Annotated in this window: 15 protein-coding genes and 1 riboswitch; of the genes, 9 read left to right on the forward strand and 6 right to left on the reverse strand. The window is 38.0% G+C overall.

What is annotated here, in order from left to right; genetic code table 11:
- Nucleotides 1-65: 65 nt before the first annotated feature.
- The 5 genes from H4J70_RS10385 to H4J70_RS10405 all read right to left on the reverse strand — a co-directional run bounded on the left by H4J70_RS10385 (nt 66) and on the right by H4J70_RS10405 (nt 5,858).
- Nucleotides 66-1,202: a succinylglutamate desuccinylase/aspartoacylase family protein gene (locus tag H4J70_RS10385; RefSeq protein WP_404842398.1), complete on the reverse strand. Its 1,137-nt coding sequence runs from the start codon at nt 1,200-1,202 to the stop codon at nt 66-68.
- Between the two features lie 33 nt (nt 1,203-1,235).
- Nucleotides 1,236-2,480, reverse strand: a complete 1,245-nt coding sequence (locus H4J70_RS10390; RefSeq protein ID WP_182221301.1) for a PLP-dependent decarboxylase — start codon at nt 2,478-2,480, stop codon at nt 1,236-1,238.
- A 26-nt stretch (nt 2,481-2,506) separates the two neighbouring features.
- On the reverse strand, nt 2,507-3,256 hold the full coding sequence (locus H4J70_RS10395; RefSeq protein ID WP_182215618.1) for a 2,3,4,5-tetrahydropyridine-2,6-dicarboxylate N-succinyltransferase: 750 nt from the start codon (nt 3,254-3,256) through the stop codon (nt 2,507-2,509).
- A gap of 30 nt (nt 3,257-3,286) precedes the next feature.
- Nucleotides 3,287-4,219 (reverse strand): 4-hydroxy-tetrahydrodipicolinate synthase, encoded by a 933-nt coding sequence (dapA, locus tag H4J70_RS10400; RefSeq protein ID WP_182215620.1) that lies wholly within the window; start codon nt 4,217-4,219, stop codon nt 3,287-3,289.
- 90 nt (nt 4,220-4,309) lie between these two features.
- Nucleotides 4,310-4,481: riboswitch (Lysine riboswitch) on the reverse strand.
- Nucleotides 4,482-4,607: 126 nt separating this feature from the next.
- Nucleotides 4,608-5,858 (reverse strand): DsbA family protein, encoded by a 1,251-nt coding sequence (locus tag H4J70_RS10405; protein ID WP_182175349.1) that lies wholly within the window; start codon nt 5,856-5,858, stop codon nt 4,608-4,610.
- A gap of 222 nt (nt 5,859-6,080) precedes the next feature.
- Between H4J70_RS10405 and H4J70_RS10410 the strand changes: the two genes are divergently transcribed.
- The 3 genes from H4J70_RS10410 to arcA all read left to right on the forward strand — a co-directional run bounded on the left by H4J70_RS10410 (nt 6,081) and on the right by arcA (nt 9,678).
- Nucleotides 6,081-7,115, forward strand: coding sequence for a methyltransferase (locus H4J70_RS10410; RefSeq protein ID WP_259368039.1), 1,035 nt, complete (start codon nt 6,081-6,083; stop codon nt 7,113-7,115).
- 43 nt (nt 7,116-7,158) lie between these two features.
- Nucleotides 7,159-8,775: a sensor histidine kinase gene (locus H4J70_RS10415; protein ID WP_182214430.1), complete on the forward strand. Its 1,617-nt coding sequence runs from the start codon at nt 7,159-7,161 to the stop codon at nt 8,773-8,775.
- Between the two features lie 201 nt (nt 8,776-8,976).
- Nucleotides 8,977-9,678, forward strand: a complete 702-nt coding sequence (arcA, locus tag H4J70_RS10420; protein ID WP_070375514.1) for a two-component system response regulator ArcA — start codon at nt 8,977-8,979, stop codon at nt 9,676-9,678.
- A 76-nt stretch (nt 9,679-9,754) separates the two neighbouring features.
- Here arcA and H4J70_RS10425 read toward each other — a convergent pair whose 3' ends face one another.
- Nucleotides 9,755-10,102: a phosphorelay protein gene (locus H4J70_RS10425; protein WP_182244137.1), complete on the reverse strand. Its 348-nt coding sequence runs from the start codon at nt 10,100-10,102 to the stop codon at nt 9,755-9,757.
- 295 nt (nt 10,103-10,397) lie between these two features.
- On the opposite strand from H4J70_RS10425, the gene folE2 reads away from it, so the two are divergent.
- The 6 genes from folE2 (at nt 10,398) to H4J70_RS10455 (ending at nt 20,430) form a co-directional block, all read left to right on the forward strand.
- A complete protein-coding gene (gene folE2 / locus H4J70_RS10430) occupies nt 10,398-11,321 on the forward strand; it encodes a GTP cyclohydrolase FolE2 (RefSeq protein WP_070375512.1) in 924 nt (307 codons plus the stop codon).
- Between the two features lie 488 nt (nt 11,322-11,809).
- Nucleotides 11,810-16,270 (forward strand): glutamate synthase large subunit, encoded by a 4,461-nt coding sequence (gene gltB / locus H4J70_RS10435; protein ID WP_182214605.1) that lies wholly within the window; start codon nt 11,810-11,812, stop codon nt 16,268-16,270.
- A gap of 33 nt (nt 16,271-16,303) precedes the next feature.
- On the forward strand, nt 16,304-17,719 hold the full coding sequence (locus H4J70_RS10440; RefSeq protein WP_182214432.1) for an FAD-dependent oxidoreductase: 1,416 nt from the start codon (nt 16,304-16,306) through the stop codon (nt 17,717-17,719).
- A 174-nt stretch (nt 17,720-17,893) separates the two neighbouring features.
- Complete coding sequence (locus H4J70_RS10445) at nt 17,894-18,652, forward strand: ABC transporter substrate-binding protein (protein WP_182214433.1); 759 nt, start codon at nt 17,894-17,896, stop codon at nt 18,650-18,652.
- 110 nt (nt 18,653-18,762) lie between these two features.
- Nucleotides 18,763-19,626, forward strand: coding sequence for a YicC/YloC family endoribonuclease (locus H4J70_RS10450; RefSeq protein WP_182214435.1), 864 nt, complete (start codon nt 18,763-18,765; stop codon nt 19,624-19,626).
- Nucleotides 19,627-19,764: 138 nt separating this feature from the next.
- Nucleotides 19,765-20,430: a YceH family protein gene (locus H4J70_RS10455; protein WP_182251089.1), complete on the forward strand. Its 666-nt coding sequence runs from the start codon at nt 19,765-19,767 to the stop codon at nt 20,428-20,430.
- The last annotated feature ends 5 nt before the right edge of the window (nt 20,431-20,435 follow it).

The following is a 20,435-nucleotide window of genomic DNA, read 5'->3' on the forward strand; positions in this document are numbered from 1 at the left end:
AAAGGTATTGGCAACAGTAGTATTGTCAATACCTTATTTATAAATCAAGGCTAATTCACACAGTATTAAAACTCAAAATACTCACTAAACACTTTATATAATTCTGTACCTTGATTCACACTCGCCGAGGCAAAATGTAAAATAGGAATGACTTTTTTATCCAGTGAAATATAGTGCAATGGATCGCCGTCACCATAATTATCCATGCGTAAAATTCTCGCCAGCGGTTCACCTGCAGCTAATGGTTGACCAAATTCAGCCAAGTAATCGACCATCCCTCCCATTGGCGAATAAAAGGCTTTGTAGTTTTTTAAATAACATCCATAACGTGTCATCGTTTTAGGTCGGTATTCAGTGGTGTTGATGACGTTTTTATGCTGTAAATAATTCATAATACTTTTAGCATCTTCTAAGGCTACATCAAGATCAATCTGTTCTTGCGAGCCTAATTCAACGGTAAAGCTTTCTTTGTTAATAGACGCTGAACTAATCGAAAACTCGATACCTAATTCAGCAAAAGCGTCTTGTAATGACCACCAAGGGCAGAATGTTGCTTCATCTAAGGCACCATCAAAGTCATTAGGAATTAATAATGTATGTGGAATATCAAAGTACTGAGCGCTTTCTTGCGCATATTCAGGGCAGTATAAATGTTTACTTGAAATAGGCCCAGTATGTAAGTCTAAAACGTAGTCAGCTTGATGAGCCAAGCGCTGTAATTGATAAGCAATGCGTTGTCCGGTCGTTAGCCCATAAATATTATGGTTAAGTTTTTCTTCAATACTTTCAATCATTAGCTTTTTAAAATTGGCTTCAATAACTTGATTTTTTTTGCCAATACATTCACGAACAAACGGCTTGATGATGCTTTCATCAAAGTGATACATCCGATTCCAATTCACTCCGGTGATAGGATCAAATCTGCCAAGGGTATATTCACCATTTTTATGATTACAACCCACAGGGTTGGCATAAGGTACTAAGGTAATATCGCCATTTATTTTTGTGTTTTTCAATAATTCTAATAGTTGAAAAATAACCGCATTACCTTGCACTTCAGCGCCATGCATATTCGCTTGAATATAAACACTGGGTGCATCAGTACGTCCTTTTATACGATAAACAGGAACGGTAAGTGCTGCGCCGCTCGCCATTTCACCAACATGCATAACTTCTTTTTTTATTTCATTCATTTTGTTCACTTTATCTTAAACATTAAGCTGAAGTATTTATCGCTATCTTAAATACCAATCCGCTGGTTGTGCTGCTCTGACTTCAACCAACGTCCCTTGACTAAACACGTATTCAGCAGCGATATGGTGACAAAGAAAGAACGGCATACTTTCAGTAAAACCGTAGGCACCGCAATAGCCAAATACCAGTTGATCGCCAACAGATACGTCATCAGGCAAAGGCAACTTACCCAATTTGTCCATACTGGTACATAGCGGACCATGAATATCAAACAACTGTTTTTCGCGTGCAGACTCTCGTAGTAAATTTACCGGAAAAGGCTGTTCTGTTATCGCCGGTCTTAACAAATGATTAATACCTGCGGCTAAGACTAACTGCTCTTGACCATAATTCATTTTTCTATCAACAACGGGGACCACATAATAACCACACTCAGCAACCGCAAAACGGCCCAATTCTAACCATAACTCTTCGGCACCTGCCTGCTGCTTTATGATCGCCAGATCAGCAATAATTTTCTGCCAAGAAAGTGTTTTGCCTTGCTGTAAATAATCAATACCTAAACCGCCACCTAAATCTAAGATTTTTAATGGCATACCTATGTCATCAGCTAAACCTTTTAATGGTGCAACCATTTGTGACCACAGCGAGAACATTTTTTCATTACTGAGCATATTGCCCCATTGAAAAATATGTAAACCACACAACTCAATACCAGGAAAGTTAACGACTTTAATGCTTTGCCACTGCTCTATCGACAAACCAAATGGTGTTAGGCAATTTCCCCCTAAAGGGTTTTTTTCACCCTCTGGCCATTGCAACTGAACCCGCAACAGCACTCTTGGCTTAACATCATGCTCAATAGCTGCTTCATTTAACCAAGTTAGTTGATTCAAACTTTCAGCAACAAAAATATTAACCCCTTGTTTAATGAACGACGTTATTTGTGCTTTTGATTTTGCCGGACCGGTATTTAAGATACGTTCGGGTGTAATACCTTGCTTTAAGACTTGATTTAATTCGCCACTGCTCGCCACATCAAAATTAAAACCCGCATCGTCTAAGGTTTTAATGATGTTAGATAACGGGTTCGCTTTTACCGCAAACCATAACTTAATGACGTCTTGGCGTTGTAGTTCGGCTAAATGGGCTTTAAGCGCATCAAGATGATAAACAAAGTAACCTTCTTGCTGGCTACTTTCAGGTTGTTGCTTTGTTAACTCAGCGCTTAATTCAAGCGCCGAAGGAGAATCAAAACAATAGGTAGTATTTACTAACTCAGACATGATATTCCTGCTTTACCTTAGAGGGCTTAACGTAAAATAGACTCGAGCTCTAACGAGGCATTACTTTTTTCATCGCGATATTTAACGATTAATGCACAAGCCATATTTAAACCGTGCGTTTTCGCCCACGCCCCTGAAACCGGACGTGTTCCTGGCACCACTACAGCACGTTCAGGAATATCAGCACCTTTTTCAAGCATCACTTCATTCACACAATCGTAAACAGGCACTGACGCTGAAAGTGAGACACCTGGCGCTAAAACAGCCCCTTTTTTAACAACAATACCTTCGACAATGACCACACCAGCACTTAGAAAGGCACCATCTTCGATAATAACAGGGCTTGCACCAACCGGTTCTAAAACACCACCAATTTGAACAGCGGCAGAAACATGAACATTTTTACCTATTTGGGCGCACGAGCCAATTAATGCATGGCTATCAATCATAGTACCTGTATCAACAAAAGCCCCAACATTAATGTAAGCGGGTGGCATAATAATGACACCAGGAGCAACATGCGCACCACGGCGAACTGAAGAACCACCCGGTACTAATCGCACTTTATCGTCAGCGGTAAACTCACGCGCAGGTAAATTATGTTTATCGACAAACCCCTTATAAATTCCATCAAAAGCAATGTTTTCGCCCGCTTTAAATGCTGATAATATAGCTTCTTTTACGGCTACATTGGCCTGCCAATTTCCTGCTTCATCTTGATTTGCCGCACGAACAGTACCCGCTTCTAATTGTGTTAATGTTTCTTGCCAATTCATTTTAAATTCTCATGTTAATACTTAAAGGGATCACTTAGCTTGAGTTTCAAGCCATTGATTAATTAATTTATCTGATGCTAACAGCGAGTTGCAGTCGTTAAGTTCTAAATGGGTTAACGGCGCACGTAAAAAGGGAGTGTTGATCATTTTATTTTGGTGCATTAATACTTTTACGGGTATGGGACTTGCCACCTGAAAAAGCTCATCGACCGCATTTTGCCAAAGTGGAAATAAACCTTGAGTCTCACCAGCTAGTGATAGCTCGACGTATTGATGAGTCGCTGCCGGCCAGACATTACTACAAACCGAAACTAACCCTTTTACACCTGCTTGTGCTAAGTAAGGCATCATGGCGTCTTCACCACTATATAGGGCTATATCTGGACAATACTGGCGATAGGCGAGTACCTGATTTAAATCGCCACTGGCTTCTTTTAACGCCCAACAATGCTGATGATTTTGCACCGCCTGTAAAGTTTCAATAGCAATAGAAACACCGCTACGAGAGGGGACGTTATATAACATACAGGGGAAGTTGGCGGCATCAAGTAAAGCACTAAACCATTGCGTTTGACCTATCACACCCGGCTTTGCGTAAATGGGACTACCAAGTAAGTAGGCTGAAATAGGTAATTTATTACAAGCTGTTATCCAATTAATTTGCTCGGTTAACTGATAACCGCCAACAGCAACCATTAAAGGTGCGCTTAGTGATAATTGGCAAACGAATTCAACAATCTTAACTTGCTCTTGCGATGTTAAGGCCAGGCCCTCTCCTGTACTACCTAGCAAGACAATACCATTACCGGCGTCAGACTGACTAATAGCTAATTGTTTGAGGCTTGGAAAATCGATTTGACCATCATCAAGTAATGGCGTAATTAATGCGGTCCATAAAATAGTATGATGAAGCGTTGGGTTAGCTGTTAAGCTAATTTTTTTTGATAGTTTTATTTGATTCATTTCTCTCGAACTCTGTTCGTTCGGAGAACTTTTAGGCGTTTGTAATAACCAAGATAACAATCACTTATGTGAAGAGCATTAGGCTTTACAAAGGCCAGAAGCTCCCCACCAAGTTGGTGACAATTGTTAGGATTCAACCCAAACAACCGATAAGTAAATTATCAAAAAATTACTTACCTCGGCATTAATCCCCCTCGTTACCAATCATTAGAGCTTGATCTCTTTATGATAACTACCTGGTTAATGCTCCTCTTCTGGCCCTTTATCATAAGTTTCGCTTGTTTGAAAAAACAAAACTTTATTGAATTCAGGACAACAACATTAGAACATTTATTCTAATGTTGAGTCAATAGTGCTCTAAATGAAGATAATACGGATATATTATATCTTATGAAACAATGATCGCTTGTTCAATTTGTGCCAAGCGGTCTTGCCCCCAACAAATAACATTTTGAAATCGAAAACAAGGCGCTCCCCATAACCCCATGCCATCTAAAGTACTTTGGTTGGTATCAGACCATTGTTGCCAGTCATGTTCATTATTATATTCTAACGCTTGTAGATAATTGATTTTATGCTGCTGACATAAAGATTCGATTACCGATTTATTTGATAAGTCTAAACCGTCAACATAAATGGCCTTAAACGCAGACTTAATAAAATCGAGTTCTTTATTTTGTTGTTCTGCATACGAAAAAATTTGAAAAGCATTAAAAATACCTTGCCCTAAAGGATCTGCAATACCGGTAAAAGGAATATTAAGTTTTTTAGCTTCACGACTGGCATCAAAAACAGCATAACGTTCTTTATTTTCTGTCGTGGTTAACCCCCGCATAATCAAAGGTAATAACGGCTTTATCTTTAAAGGGATCTGATAATGCTGACTTAACTTTTCTGCTTGTAATAAACCAATGTAAGAATAAGGGCTTCGTAATGAAATAAAGGCTTCTAATATTTTCGTGTCAGCGATGTCAGCGATGTCAGCTGCATTATCTTTCACTTGTTGCTCAGCAAAGACTAATTTATTTTTTTGATAAACAGCAACACTGTCATCTTTTGCTAAACCAAAGTCAGCCAAACGTTTTTCTAGATGTTCAAGCCTATCAATACCAACAAACCATTGCCCCGCAATAAAAATAGACGAAGGTAAGTAATGCCCTTGTTTAACTAAACGTATTAAATTTTTAATTTGATAATTTATTACCGGTGTAGAAGCATGATAGTAGTAATCAAAATCATTCGACCAAGTCTGTTGAAAGAGTTGCCAAGCATTATCGAGTGTTTTAGGTCGCAACTGCCACATTTGCTGACCAGTAAAGAGTGATTCTTGAGTCGGTCGTTGCGTTATTTTTTTCAATTGATATTGATCAGCAATAAAGTTGGCATCTTTTATTGCCCAAGTGCGCATTAATTTGGGATCGATAGTTACCCCTGGAACACTTTCATAGACTAAGAACAATTTAAATTGAATATTGAAACGTTGCTCTAGCTCTGGTAACACTTGAATCAGCATAAAGCTATAAGGGTCATTAAGTGCTAAGTAAACTTCAGCGACAGGTGTTTTTCTAAACCAGTTAGGGACGGTAAAATAGCGAAATTTTAATAACCATGCACGCTTATCACTGCGTATTAGTTTCACTTTAAACCAAGTAAAAAATTTAGTAAAAATAACCCACTCCCTGAATTTTATATGGTGATTTGCAAATTTATTATTCGCCTTTCTGACATGATAATAATATTCACGTAGAATAGCGGCTATTATAAACATATCTTTTCGTTAAGCGTATAAAATACCGTTAATTAATTTAGGGTATAAGTTATATATTTATGAATGCCATAACCCAATTATTTGAGAATAACTTTGTTAGATAACATCAATCAATTATTGCTGCGTAATCCCGATTTACTAAAAGCAAAAGCGCCATTATTTATCAACTTACCTATTGACGATTTTTTTGAAGAATACCATGCACTTCACCCTCAAGCAGTGATGACATGTTATAACACGAATTATCAATCACATTTACAAGCCAAACGATTAGACCTCACTCAAATGACTGCGGTATTTAATGTATATTATCAAAGTAAGACTGCCCACGACTTAGTGATTATTCAGTTTCCTAAAAGTAAGGCCGAGTTAACTTTTATGCTCGCGATGATAAAAGAGTCGATAGCAAATGAATGTTTAGTTTTGGTTGTCGGTGAGAATAAAAGCGGTATTAAGTCATTAGCAAAGTTGACCGAACAACAGCTTGGCGATTGTGCAAAAATTGATGCTGCTCGCCATTGCTTATTATTCGCAAGCAATATACTTGCGACGCAAGAGTCTTTTATCTTAGACGACTGGCTAAAGCCATATTCTTTTATGATTAAAGACACAAGTGTAGATGTGGTTGCCTTGCCTGGTGTATTCAGTCAAAACGGCCTCGACATTGGCACTCAGGTATTGTTGGAAAATTTACCAAAGAAAATTACCGGCGAGCTACTCGATTTTGGCTGTGGTGCCGGAGTCATAGCCAGTTACTTGGGTAAAGTTTTTCCTGAGATTAAGTTACACTTACTTGATGTCAGTGCCTTAGCATTATATTCAGCGCAAGCAACATTGAAATTAAATAATTTAACTGGCCACGTTTTTCCATCAGATAGCTTGTCAGATGTAAAAGGTAAGTACGATTACGTTATTTCAAATCCACCCTTTCATCAGGGCCTTAAAACCAATTATCAAGCCACAGAGACATTCCTTTCAAAAATAAAACCCCATTTAAAACCGAAAGGACAAGTCACTGTGGTGGCAAATAGTTTTCTCCGTTATCAACCCATCATGGAAGAGGCGATTGGAAGAACACAAGTTTTAGCTAAGCAAAAGGGCTTTTCTCTTTATCATTGTTCAATTTAATTGCTCAATATAAAATTTAAGTTACTATAAATATATGGAAAAAATGAAACGCATTCACTCATTAAAGAAAAAACTGATGATTATGATCATCGGTTTCATTGTATTGTTTGTTACTCTTTCTTCTTTTATCATCGCTAATTCATTTATTGAAGATACAAAAGAAGACGCAGCGACTAATACAAAATATTGGGCCGAGCTTATCGCTAATGCCAGCAGCACCAATCTTGTTAATGATAAAACGCTGTTAACTGATCATTATTTATCCATGCTTAAATCTGTCCCTTATATTAATCACGTTCATATTTATAAAGTATCCCCTGAGCCTGAAGGCATAGTGTTTTTTGCGAACTATAATAAAAGTATGAGCTCACCTATACTTGAAAAAACAGATAGAATAATGGAGTTATCTTCGGTAAAGATAAGTACTTATATTATAGAGCTTATGGTACCCATTACCCAGCAAGATAAAAAAGTTGGCTACGTTTATATACAAGTTGGTACTGACTATATTAAACGTATAACAAACAACATGTTCTTGCGTTATAGCGTCATTATTTTCATGCTTATTTTAGTGACGCTTTTAATAACAATAATACTCAACCGCTTTATTACCATTCCTATGTCAGATATGGCAAATAAAGTACAAGATATTTCGAAACATAAACAGTTCAATTTACGCATTGAACAAATGCCTTTTAAAGAGCTCGATATTCTAGCGCGCAACATAAACATTGTACTCAATAGAGCTGAAACACAACTTGCTAAACTCTCAGATGCCAAGCAACTCACTTATCAGCAAAACAAAGATCTTGAAAATAAAGTCAATAAACGTACCCAAGCCTTGAAGGATTCCAATAATGAATTACTTTCAACATTAGAAAAATTGCATCAGTTTCAAGGGCAACTTGTTGAAAGTGAGAAAATGGCTTCGTTAGGCGATATGGTTGCCGGTGTCGCTCATGAAGTAAATACACCGATAGGTTTAGGCGTTACAGCTTCAACATTATTATCGGATCGCTTATTAGAAATAAAAAAAGCTTTTGATGATAAAACCTTAAAATCAAGTCAATTGAAAAAGTTTCTTGTTGAAGGTGAAGAAAATACCGCAATTATTTACCGTAACTTGAAGCGCGCTGCAGAATTAATTGCCAGTTTCAAAAAAGTTGCTGTTGACCAATCAAGTGAAGAAGCACGAACATTCAATATCAAAAATTTGTTTGACGACATATTATTAACGTTAGCCCCACAAATTAAAAAGTTACCTTTTATTATTAATGTGGACTGTCCAAGCGAACTCGTCATAAAAAGCAAACCCGGTCCTATCAATCAAATAATTATTAATTTAATACAAAATTCTATTAATCATGGCTTTGATGACAGAGACCATGGTGTAATTACCATACAGACTAGTATTTCTAGCGATATGCTTACTATTGACTATCAGGACGACGGTAGGGGTATTGAGCCTTCTATTATGAATAAAATTTTTGAGCCTTTCACCACCACAAAAAGAGGTTCTGGTGGCAGTGGCTTGGGCTTACATCTGGTGTATAATTTAGTCACACAAGCACTAGGTGGAAAAATATCCTTTATTAGTGAAATTGAAAAAGGGGTTAATTTCAAAATTATTATCCCAACACAAGTCATTAAAGAAGATTAAAGCTGTGCTGATAAATATTTGTTGAATAAGAAGAAACTAACAAACTTGATTGTTTTTTAGTTAGTGGTTCTATACCATACTAATAATTGTATAAATAATTAACAAAATAAGCATTAGTAACATAGCGTTAATATAATTTTCAGCTATAACTAACATACCGTAAACATTATTGCTAAATACATAAAGAATGGAAAAAAAAACATGCAAAAACCTCACATACTTATCGTAGAAGACGAAGATGTTACACGCTTTAACCTACGTAACTTGTTTGAAGCAGAAGGCTATCAAGTATCAGAGGCTACAGACGGTGAGAGCATGGATACTCAATTACAAAAAAACACCATTAATTTAGTCATCATGGATATTAACCTTCCGGGTAAAAATGGCTTATTATTGGCAAGAGAATTAACCAGCAACAACGAGCTAGGGTTAATATTTCTTACCGGTCGTGATAGTGATATAGATAAGATACTTGGTTTAGAAATTGGTGCTGATGACTATTTAACAAAACCATTTAACCCACGTGAATTAACAATTCGAGCTCGAAACATTCTTAACCGAATTGGTCAGACAAAGAATGAAATTGAAAAAGCAGTGATCACTTTCAATAAATGGTCACTCGATGGTAATTCAAGAAAAATGACCGCACCTGACGGGCAAGTTTTATCTATACCTCGCGGCGAATATCGCGCTCTACGTTTATTAATTGAAAACACGGGCCAAATTGTTACTCGCCAGCAATTGATTAAAGAAATGACCGGGCGTGACCTTCGCTCAAATGACCGTACCGTTGATGTAACGATTAGGCGTTTACGCAAACATTTTGAATCGGTACCTGACGCTGCTGAATTAATTAATACCATTCACGGTGAAGGATATCGTTTTATTGGCTCTGTAGATTAAGCGCGCTTTAACAATAAATAATTAAAAAAGGGGAAGCAATAATTGCTTCCCCTTTTTTAATTGTCTTAAATCATGATTATTTTGAGTCTAACCATACTTTAAAAGCAGTAACGGCATTTTTATTTATCTCATTCAACTCAGAGATAAAGGCTGATTTTTCTGGCCATTGCTCGGGTAATTTTTCAATTGCCACCAACTTAGCATGAGCGGTTAACAAACCAACACTGCCAGTTGCACCTTTCATTTTATGGCAACGTTCTTGCCATAATACTTGTGACTCTTGTGCAATCGAATCGATAATGTCTTCAATATAGGTCTTTGATTGCTCAATATATAAGTCCAACATCTGTTGCACAATATCTTGTCCTAAGCTATCCAAGTATCCATCTAATAAATTAACATCTAACTGTTCGGTATAATTCACAAAACCTACCTTAAATTATAATTATCGTGGCGTAATTTTCTTCATTGTAACAATATCAACGCCGATGTCATTAAACAAATGCCTTTCATCTAGATTACTTCAAAGTCATTTGAAAAGCATAAAACCATATGAATACAGAGCGTTTCAATAAGTTATCTTGCTCAGTAACTTAAAAAAGAACTGTCGCTATATCTACAAGGAAATATACGTTAGAATACGCGCCCTTAATAAGTTTGTTATGTACTGAAGTTTCAAAAAGCCCTTTACATAGCGTGTTAGAAATACTGGAGTAGAAATGTCCACATTAATGCCTGATATCGCCAACCACACCACAGCTCAAACCGAAGGTACCCTAGATTGGGTTGGAATGAGTAATATAGAAATGCCGATGATGGTTGCTTCGCAAGGTGAGAATGAGCGAATGGTTTCTACTTTTATTGACGCGTTTGTAAACTTAAAAGAACCACAAGCAAAAGGCATTCATATGTCTCGCTTGTATTTACTGCTTGATGAACTTTCAACCAGTAATACTTTAGACTTTCAAAGCTTGGTCACTTTACTCAGTGGTTTTATCAGTAGTCACCACGATCTTAGCGATAATGCTAAAGTGCAGTTCCGCTTCGACTATCACTTAAGAAGAAAATCATTAATTAGTGGTAAGCAAGGCTGGAAAGCATACCCAGTAACATTAACCGGTCGTTTAAATAAAGGTAAACTCGATATAGAGCTAGCAGTTGATGTTAGATATTCATCAACTTGTCCTTGTTCTGCCGCCCTTGCTCGACAGTTAATCCAAAAAGCTTTTAAAGAGAAGTTTAATGGCCAAGAAGCCGATTTAGACTCAATTCATGAGTGGCTGGGTACAACTGAAGGTATTGTTGCTACACCACATAGTCAACGCTCAGTTGCTGAATTAAAAGTAAAGTTAAATGCCAACATTAGTGAATTCCCTATTACTGCATTAGTCGATATTATTGAAGGCTGTTTAAAGACACCCGTTCAAGCCGCAGTAAAAAGAGAAGATGAACAAGAATTTGCGCTACTGAATGGTCAAAACTTAATGTTTTGTGAAGACGCCGCTCGTCGTTTACAACACGCAATGAATAATACTGCTGGATATGACGACTTTTGGCTACGTATCAACCACCTTGAATCTTTACATGCCCACGATGCGGTAAGTATTACGACTAAAGGCATTGAGGGTGGCTACCAACCCTAAGCTATTGATATTCAAGTACAAAAAAATAAGTTAGTATTAAAGCCAGTAATTACTGGCTTTTTTATTGATGAATTTTCACCGTATTCTCCACCATCTTATCCATACATCAATGAATAAAAGATGAATAACAGCTAAAATTAGCATATCTCGTCATATCTCGTCATAAAAATAAAAATGTAATTAAATTACAACAAAGTAAACAAAAATCATTCTCAACTCGCTAAAAGCTATTGATAACAGCTTAAAAAATAGGCGATTAAATCAACAAAACCAACCTACACAAGCAATAACCAATAAAAACATATAGTTACACTAATGTACAAAAACTACGAGCAAATACTCTATTTTGATTGACCTTTTATCGATAAGTGTTTAATGTGAAGGGTTCCACCTGAGTGAAAACAGAGTATTTATGCATTATTTGTATAACTTTATTCCTTTAACATGTTCTCTGTGCTCAAGTGGTTATTTCCTGAGGAGAAAATAACATCATGCTTTACGATCACAGCGTTCAAAAAGACAACTGCGGATTCGGCTTAATTGCTCACCAACAAGGTGAAGCAAGTCATAAACTAGTAAAAACGGCAATTCATGCCCTTGATCGCATGCAACATCGTGGCGGTATTGCTGCTGATGGTAAAACAGGTGACGGTTGTGGCTTGTTGATGCAAAAACCTGATACCTTCTTTCGAGCTATTGCCGAAGAAAACAACTGGAAGCTTGGCAAAAAATACGCTGTAGGTATGATTTTCCTCAATCCTGACCCTATTCAAGCCGCTTTAAGTAAAAAGATTCTTGAAGAAGAGTTAGCGCGTGAAACCCTAACACTTATTGGCTGGCGCATAGTGCCTACTGATACTTCTATGCTAGGTGAGACCGCTGTCAATAACATGCCGCAAATAGAGCAAGTTTTTGTTGATGCTCCTCCGGGCTGGAGAAATAGAGATTTAGAACGCCGCTTATTTATGGCACGTCGTCGTGCAGAAAAACGCATTGAAGATAGCGTTTTTTATGTGGCAAGTTTGTCGTGCTTGGTAACTATCTATAAAGGCTTAATGATGCCGGTAGACTTACCTAACTTTTATTTAGACCTTGCTGATATTCGCATGCAAACGGCCATTTGTGTTTTTCATCAACGTTTTTCAACCAATACTTCTCCACAATGGCATTTAGCACAGCCTTTTCGTTATTTGGCTCATAACGGTGAAATTAATACAATTAAAGGTAACCGACAGTGGAGTCGTGCCCGTACCCACATCTTTAAATCACCTTTATTACCCGATCTTCAAGATGCTGCGCCCTTTGTTAATGAAAGTGGTTCTGACTCATCATCACTAGATAACATGCTTGAATTATTCCTTGCTGGCGGTATGGATTTATACCGAGGTATGCGTTTGTTAATGCCACCTGCTTGGCAAAATAGTCCGTTAATGGATGAAGACTTAAAAGCGTTTTACGAATTTAATTCTATGCATATGGAACCATGGGACGGCCCAGCCGGCGTTGTAGTTACCAATGGTCGCCATGTTGCCTGTAATTTAGACAGAAACGGCTTGCGTCCTGCTCGTTATGTTATTACTCGTGATGGTTTTATCACCCTTGCCTCTGAAGTAGGTATTTGGGATTACGGTGAAGATGAAGTGGTCGAGAAAGGTCGTGTTGGCCCAGGTGAAATGCTTGCCATTGATACTTACACCGGCAAAATATTCACTTCTACCGATATTGATGAAGAACTAAAAGTTCGCCACCCTTACCGTGAATGGTTGGATAAAAACATCCGCCGTTTAGTGCCCTTTCATCAACTCGATGCCGAACTTATTGGTAAGCGTATTTTTGATGATAAAGGCCTATCGCAATACCATAAAATGTTTAATTACAGTTACGAAGAAATTCATCAAATTGTGAAAACATTGGCTGAAAATGGCATGGAAGCAACGGGTTCTATGGGCGATGACACGCCTATGGCAGTACTTTCAAGCCAACCTCGTACAATTTATGATTATTTCCGCCAGCAATTTGCTCAGGTAACAAATCCCCCTATAGATCCATTACGTGAACGCTATGTTATGTCGCTGGGTACCTGCATTGGTCGTGAACATAATGTTTTTAACGAAACAACAGGCCATGCCGACAGAATTTTGTTTGCAACACCTATCTTAATGTATACCGGATTAAAGCAGCTACGTGAACTTGCCCCTGAGCATTACCGCAGCGACACACTGAACTTAAATTACCGCACAGAAGAAGGTTTAGAAGCGGCTATTATTCGTTTATGTGATGAAGCCGAAACATTAGTTCGTGATAAAAACACCGTTATTTTAATACTTTCAGACCGTCAAATTGATAAAGGGTTTTTACCTATACCTGCAGCGATGGCAGTTGGCGCAGTACAACAACGCTTAGTTGAAACACAATTACGTTGTGACTCAAATATAATTGTTGAAACGGCATCGGCAAGAGATTCACATCACTTTGCTGTGTTACTAGGTTTAGGCGCTACTGCAGTTTATCCTTACCTTGCTTTTGAGACAATTGAGCAATTAGTTGAACAAGGACAAATTGAGTTAACGGCGCGTCAAGCTGTAATGAACTATCGTGATGGCATTAATAAAGGCTTGTTGAAAATATTATCTAAGATGGGTATTTCAACAATCGCCAGCTACCGTTGTGCAGGTTTGTTTGAAGTGATTGGTTTGCATCAAAATATCATGCAAATATGCTTCCCTGATTTACCAAGTCGTATTCAAGGCGCTGATTTTTCAGACATAGAACAAGACAATATTAATCTTGCTCGTAAAGCCTTTTTAGCTCATCAAAAAGTCAATCACGGCGGCTTACTTAAGTATGTACATGGCGGTGAATACCACGCTTATAACCCTGATGTCGTAACTTACTTACAAAAAGCAGTTCAATCTGGCGATTATGCAGATTACCGCCTGTTTGCCGATCAAGTAAATAATCGCCCAGTGGCAACGTTACGTGATTTATTGGGCTTTAAAGAAGATACCCAAGCCATAGATATTAGCAAAGTAGAACCTGATACTGAAATGTTTAAACGCTTTGATAGTGCCGCTATGTCTATTGGTGCATTAAGCCCTGAAGCTCATGAAGCATTGGCAATTGCCATGAATCGTTTAGGCGGTTATTCAAATTCAGGTGAAGGGGGTGAAGACGAACGCCGCTTTGGTACCGTAAAAAATTCACGTATCAAACAAATTGCTTCTGGCCGATTTGGGGTGACACCGCATTACTTAGTTAATGCCGATGTACTACAAATAAAAGTCGCTCAAGGTGCAAAACCCGGCGAAGGTGGTCAATTACCCGGTGATAAGGTTTCACCGTTAATTGCTAAGTTGCGCTTTTCAGTACCCGGTGTGACCTTGATTTCTCCACCACCACATCATGATATTTATTCAATTGAAGATTTAGCTCAGCTTATTTTCGATTTAAAACAAGTTAACCCTAAAGCGGTTATTTCAGTAAAACTGGTTTCAGGACCTGGTGTTGGCACTATTGCTTCTGGTGTTGCTAAAGCTTACGCCGATTTTATTACCATTTCAGGTTACGACGGCGGTACTGCAGCTAGTCCATTGAGTTCGGTTAAGTATGCCGGTTGTCCATGGGAGTTAGGTTTAGCCGAAGCACACCAGTCATTAGTGACTAACGGTTTGCGTCATAAAGTACGTTTACAAGTTGACGGCGGATTAAAAACTGGTATCGATATTGTTAAAGCGGCAATTTTAGGCGCAGAAAGTTTTGGTTTTGGTACTGCGCCTATGGTCACTCTGGGCTGTAAATTCTTACGTATCTGTCATTTAAATAATTGTGCTACAGGTGTTGCAACACAAGACGATGTTTTACGTGAAAAATTCTTTAAAGGTTTACCTGAGCAAGTAATGAACTACTTTAAGTTTATTGCCCAAGAGGTACGTGAAATTTTAGCCCGTTTAGGAGTCGAAAGCTTAACAGCGATAATTGGTCGAACCGACCTACTCGTTCAATTGACAGGTTTAACAGCTAAGCAGCAAAAATTAGATTTATCACCTATTATTGCGCCTGTTGTAGCAGGTGCTGATACGGCTCTTTATCAAACAGAAGGAAATGAGCCCTTTGACAAAGGCGTATTAAATAAAGAAATATTGGCGGCTTGTACTGATGCTGTTTCGCATAGCGCAGGCGGTGAGTTCCGCTTTTCTATACAAAACACTGATCGTTCTGTCGGTGCATCATTATCGGGTGAAATTGCTCGTCATCATGGTGACCAAGGGATGGCGTCATCTCCTATTAAAATTTATCTTAATGGCACAGCTGGCCAAAGTTTTGGTGTTTGGAATGCCGGTGGCTTAGAAATGACCCTGACCGGTGATGCCAATGATTACGTTGGTAAAGGAATGACTGGCGGTAAGCTAACCATCAAGCCACCTAAAGGTGTTGAGTATTTAAGTCATAAAACCATGATTATGGGTAATACTTGTTTATATGGCGCAACCGGTGGCAGACTTTATGGCTGTGGCCGTGCGGGTGAGCGCTTTGCGGTGCGTAACTCGGGCGCTCATGCTGTAATTGAAGGCACTGGTGATCATGCTTGTGAATACATGACGGGTGGCATAGTGACCATTCTTGGGCAAGTTGGTGTAAACTTTGGTGCTGGTATGACAGGTGGTTTTGCTTATGTGTTTGATGAATCAGGTGATTTAGATGTCCGCTTAAATAGCGAATCTATCGAATTATTACCAATAAGTGATCTGACTATTCATCAAGAACATTTACGCGGTATTATTAACCAACATTTTGATGAAACAGGTAGTGCACGCGCTCAAGAAATATTAGCTGACTTTGATGCTTACGCACCACGATTTAAATTAGTTAAACCTACGGCAACCGATGTTAAAACCTTATTAGGTCATCGTAGTCGTTCATCTGCTGAACTTCGCGTTCAAGCACAGTAGTCGTGTCGAGAATGCGAATTAAGGGAAAACAGTATGAGTAAAAATGTTTATCAGTTTATCGATGTTAAACGCATCGATCCGCCTAAAAAAGCGATTGAACAACGTAAAATAAATTTTGTTGAAATCTATCAGCCATTGAGTACTGACCAAAGTGCTGGCCAAGCAGATCGTTGTTTAGATTGTGGTAATCCTTATTGTGAGTGGCAATGCCCTGTTCACAATTATATTCCACAATGGTTAGAGTTGGTTACCGAAGGTAAGATCTTTGAAGCTGCTGACTTATGTCATCAAACAAATAGCTTACCAGAAATGTGTGGCCGTGTTTGCCCACAAGACAGACTCTGTGAGTCTGCCTGTACATTAAACGAAGATTTTGGTGCGGTTACTATTGGTAATATCGAAAAATATATTACCGACACTGCCTTTGCACAAGGGTGGAAACCTGACTTATCAGACGTAGTAAAAGTGAACAAACGTGTTGCTGTTATTGGTGCTGGCCCTGCAGGTTTATCTTGTGCTGACGTACTAACACGTAATGGTATCGACGCTGTTGTTTACGACAAACATGCTCAAATAGGTGGCTTGCTCACTTTTGGTATTCCATCATTCAAACTAGAAAAAGATGTTATTCAAACGCGTCGTGAAATCTTTGAAGGCATGGGCATTGAATTTAGATTAAATGTCAATGTCGGTGTTGATATTACCATTGATTCATTAAGTGAAGAGTACGACGCGGTATTTTTAGCGCTCGGTACCTACACAGATATGACAGGTGGCTTTGAACACGAAGGCGCTGCTGGTGTTTATACCGCACTCGATTTCTTAATCGGTAATACACAAAACTTAATGAAAATTACTGAAAATGCTAAACCTTTTATTAGTTTTGAAAATAAGAAAGTCATTGTCCTCGGTGGTGGTGATACGGCAATGGATTGTGTACGTACCTCAATTCGTCAAAGTGCTACCGAAGTAACCTGTGCTTATCGTCGTGACGAAGCCAATATGCCGGGTTCACCACGTGAGGTTCAAAATGCTAAAGAAGAAGGTGTTAACTTTCAATTTAACATACAACCTCTTGATATTGCTGTTGATAAAGAAGGTAATGCCTGTGGTGTTAAATTTGTAAAAACTCAACTAGGCGCTGCGGATGCGAAAGGCAGAAGAAGCCCTGAACCGATAGCGGGTAGTGAGTTTATTATGGAAGCTGACGCCGTCGTTATTGCTTTTGGTTTCTTACCTAGTCCACCACAATGGATGAAAGATGCCGGTGTTGAAATAGATAAACGTGGTCTGGTGTTAGCCGCTGATAATAGCGAATTTGCTTTACAAACCACTAAACAAAATATTTTTGCCGGTGGTGATATGGTGCTAGGTTCAGACCTTGTTGTTACAGCTGTTGATCAGGGCCGCAAAGCAGCAATAGGTATTTTAGACTTTGTGCTAAGTTAACCTATATCTAGCGTTTATTTTAAAAAGCAGCTTAGGCTGCTTTTTTTTATGCCTAAATTTAATAATATAACCACCCATTCAAATAAAATGAGCTATATTAATAAAAATAAAAATCTTGGTTAAGGTTTATAAATAGTATTGCTACCGAGTATATTACGGATACTTAAAATATATATGATCAAATTATTTAACAATTATCTCACCATTTTAATAATAACTTTTTTCCTTTTATTGGTACCGTTTAATGGCAAAGCTGAAGTCATTGAAGTTGTTACCGAGCTTCTAGAGCCTTATCAAATTAAAAACCCGGATGGTAGCTTAGGTGGTTTTTCTACCGATGTCGTTGAAGCTTTATTTAAAATAACTGAAGACCATCCTAAGATTCAGGTAATGCCTTGGGCAAGGGCATACGACGTTGCACTTCATAACCCTAATGTTTTAATTTACTCTATTGCACATACAAAGCTTAGAAATAAAAAATTTCATTGGATCGGTGCCCTTAAAGAAGAGCGCTTATATTTTTGGGGATTAAAAAAACATTACCCTAAAACTAACTATAAAGTCTCCGCATTAAAAAACCGTAAGATCGCTGTTTCTAGAAATTCTAATTCAGCACAATATTTAATCGCTCAAGACTTCTCCAATATTTACCAACTTGCTAACGAGCGACAAACCATGAATATGCTATTTATTGATAGAGTTGACCTAATACTTGCCACACAAATCACCATAGAAACCAGAGCTAAAAATCTGGGCTATGATTTTAATGAGTTACAAAGGTTAAACGAAGTAGCCGCTTTAAATAACAAACTCAGTATTGCCTTTAGTCTTGATACGTCACCAACATTGATAAAAAAATACCAAACGGCATTTCAACAACTAGTAACCACAGGTCAACTTGCAAAAATTAAAGAAAAATGGAAATTAGATTAACCCTCGTATAAATAAAAATTCATTCTTTAAGCGTATAAAATATAGTAGCTACCTGATTACGCGTTTGGCATAATTACCTTAATTTTTAGATTCAGTAAACGGATAACAATATGATCCATAGTATGACGGCTTTTTCTCGCTTTGAAGTGAAAGGTGATTGGGGTAATGCAGTTTGGGAAATTCGATCTGTAAATCAACGATTTTTGGAAACTTACTTCCGTTTACCAGAACAATTTCGTAGCATTGAACCGGCATTGCGCGAGCGATTTCGTAAACAATTAAATCGTGGCAAAGTAGAGTGCAGCTTGCGTTTCAATGCTAACCCATCAGCAAAAAACAATTTATCACTTAATAAAGGCTTAGCTGAACAACTGTTACAGCACGCAGGTTGGATAAACGAACAAACACTTAATAGTCAATTAAATCCTTTAGAAATTATGCGCTGGCCTGGTGTCATGGAAGCTGAAGAAGCCGATATGACCAACATTCAAAAAGAAATTTTGGAAGGATTTGAACAAGCGCTAAAAGACTTTATTGATGCTCGGGCAAGTGAGGGAGAAAACTTAAAAGTATTAATTGAACAACGCCTTGAAGGTATTGTTGAGCAGTCAGACAAAGTAAAAGCATTTATGCCTGAAATCATTGCATGGCAGCGTAAGCGGATCACCGATAAATTCACCGACGCCAAAATTGAGCTTGATTCAAGCCGAGTTGAACAAGAGCTAGTGTTACTTGCGCAAAAAATGGATGTTGACGAAGAAATTGATCGCCTATTTAGCCATGTAAAAGAGACAAGAAGCATCCTAACAAAAGGTGGTGCACAAGGTCGTCGCCTAGATTTTATGATGCAAGAATTTAATCGTGAAGCGAATACCTTAGGATCTAAATCGATTAATGTTGATATCACCAATGCAGCTGTCGAACTAAAAGTACTTATCGAGCAAATGCGAGAGCAGATCGCGAATATAGAATAGGTATTAAGTAGGTTTGATTCTTTTAAAAGCCATAGCAAACTATGGCTTTTTTTATGGCTGATAAAACAACTTAACATAGTAAATATAGACATAGCTTGGTATAACATCAGCAAAGACTTTTGTCAGGAAACTTTAAAAATGATCACGCTATCCGCCAACCAATGCCGCATTATTGGTGTAATGCTTGAGAAAGAAATCACAACACCTGAGCAATATCCACTCTCATTAAATGGTATTACCCTAGGCTGTAATCAAAAAAGTAACCGTGAGCCGGTAACGAATTTTTCTGAAAGTGATGTGCAAAACTTAGTCGATGAATTGGTAGAAATGAATCAATTAATGGTAGATAGAAAAGCTTCGGTAAGGGTAAATAAATATTTTCATCGTTTTTGTGATACTGAGTTTGGTCATTTAAAATTTACACGCCAGCAAAAAGCCATTATTTGTGTGTTATTACTAAGAGGGCCGCAAACCCCAGGAGAGTTAAGAACTCGTACCAATCGTTTAGCTGACTTTACCGATGTCAGTGAAGTTGAAACGACTTTGCATCAATTGCAAAATTTAAACAGTAAGATATTAGTCAAAAAGCTAGCGCGAGAGCCTGGCAAACGTGATTCTCGCTACGTTCATTTACTTTCTGATACCCATGAAAATCAATTAGCTGATACTAACATTGTCGATATAGACGATAGTTCATCTGAAAATCAGCCTTGTCTGGAGCAAAGAGTAGCAGATCTAGAAAGGCAAGTTACCGTATTGAGCGAACAAGTATCATGCCTAACAGCATTACTTGAAAATAAGTAATTAAC

This window comes from Colwellia sp. BRX8-9 (assembly GCF_014077245.1).
Taxonomy (GTDB): Bacteria; Pseudomonadota; Gammaproteobacteria; order Enterobacterales; family Alteromonadaceae; genus Colwellia_A.

What these genes read in the sequence shown, in the direction of transcription:
- H4J70_RS10390 (WP_182221301.1), bottom strand. Translation starts at nt 2,480, where the DNA reads ATGTCTGAGTTAGTAAATACTACCTATTGTTTTGATTCTCCTTCGGCG.
- H4J70_RS10395 (WP_182215618.1), bottom strand. Translation starts at nt 3,256, where the DNA reads ATGAATTGGCAAGAAACATTAACACAATTAGAAGCGGGTACTGTTCGT.
- dapA (WP_182215620.1), bottom strand. Translation starts at nt 4,219, where the DNA reads ATGAATCAAATAAAACTATCAAAAAAAATTAGCTTAACAGCTAACCCA.
- H4J70_RS10415 (WP_182214430.1), top strand. Translation starts at nt 7,159, where the DNA reads ATGAAACGCATTCACTCATTAAAGAAAAAACTGATGATTATGATCATC.
- arcA (WP_070375514.1), top strand. Translation starts at nt 8,977, where the DNA reads ATGCAAAAACCTCACATACTTATCGTAGAAGACGAAGATGTTACACGC.
- folE2 (WP_070375512.1), top strand. Translation starts at nt 10,398, where the DNA reads ATGTCCACATTAATGCCTGATATCGCCAACCACACCACAGCTCAAACC.
- H4J70_RS10440 (WP_182214432.1), top strand. Translation starts at nt 16,304, where the DNA reads ATGAGTAAAAATGTTTATCAGTTTATCGATGTTAAACGCATCGATCCG.
- H4J70_RS10445 (WP_182214433.1), top strand. Translation starts at nt 17,894, where the DNA reads ATGATCAAATTATTTAACAATTATCTCACCATTTTAATAATAACTTTT.
- H4J70_RS10450 (WP_182214435.1), top strand. Translation starts at nt 18,763, where the DNA reads ATGATCCATAGTATGACGGCTTTTTCTCGCTTTGAAGTGAAAGGTGAT.
- H4J70_RS10455 (WP_182251089.1), top strand. Translation starts at nt 19,765, where the DNA reads ATGATCACGCTATCCGCCAACCAATGCCGCATTATTGGTGTAATGCTT.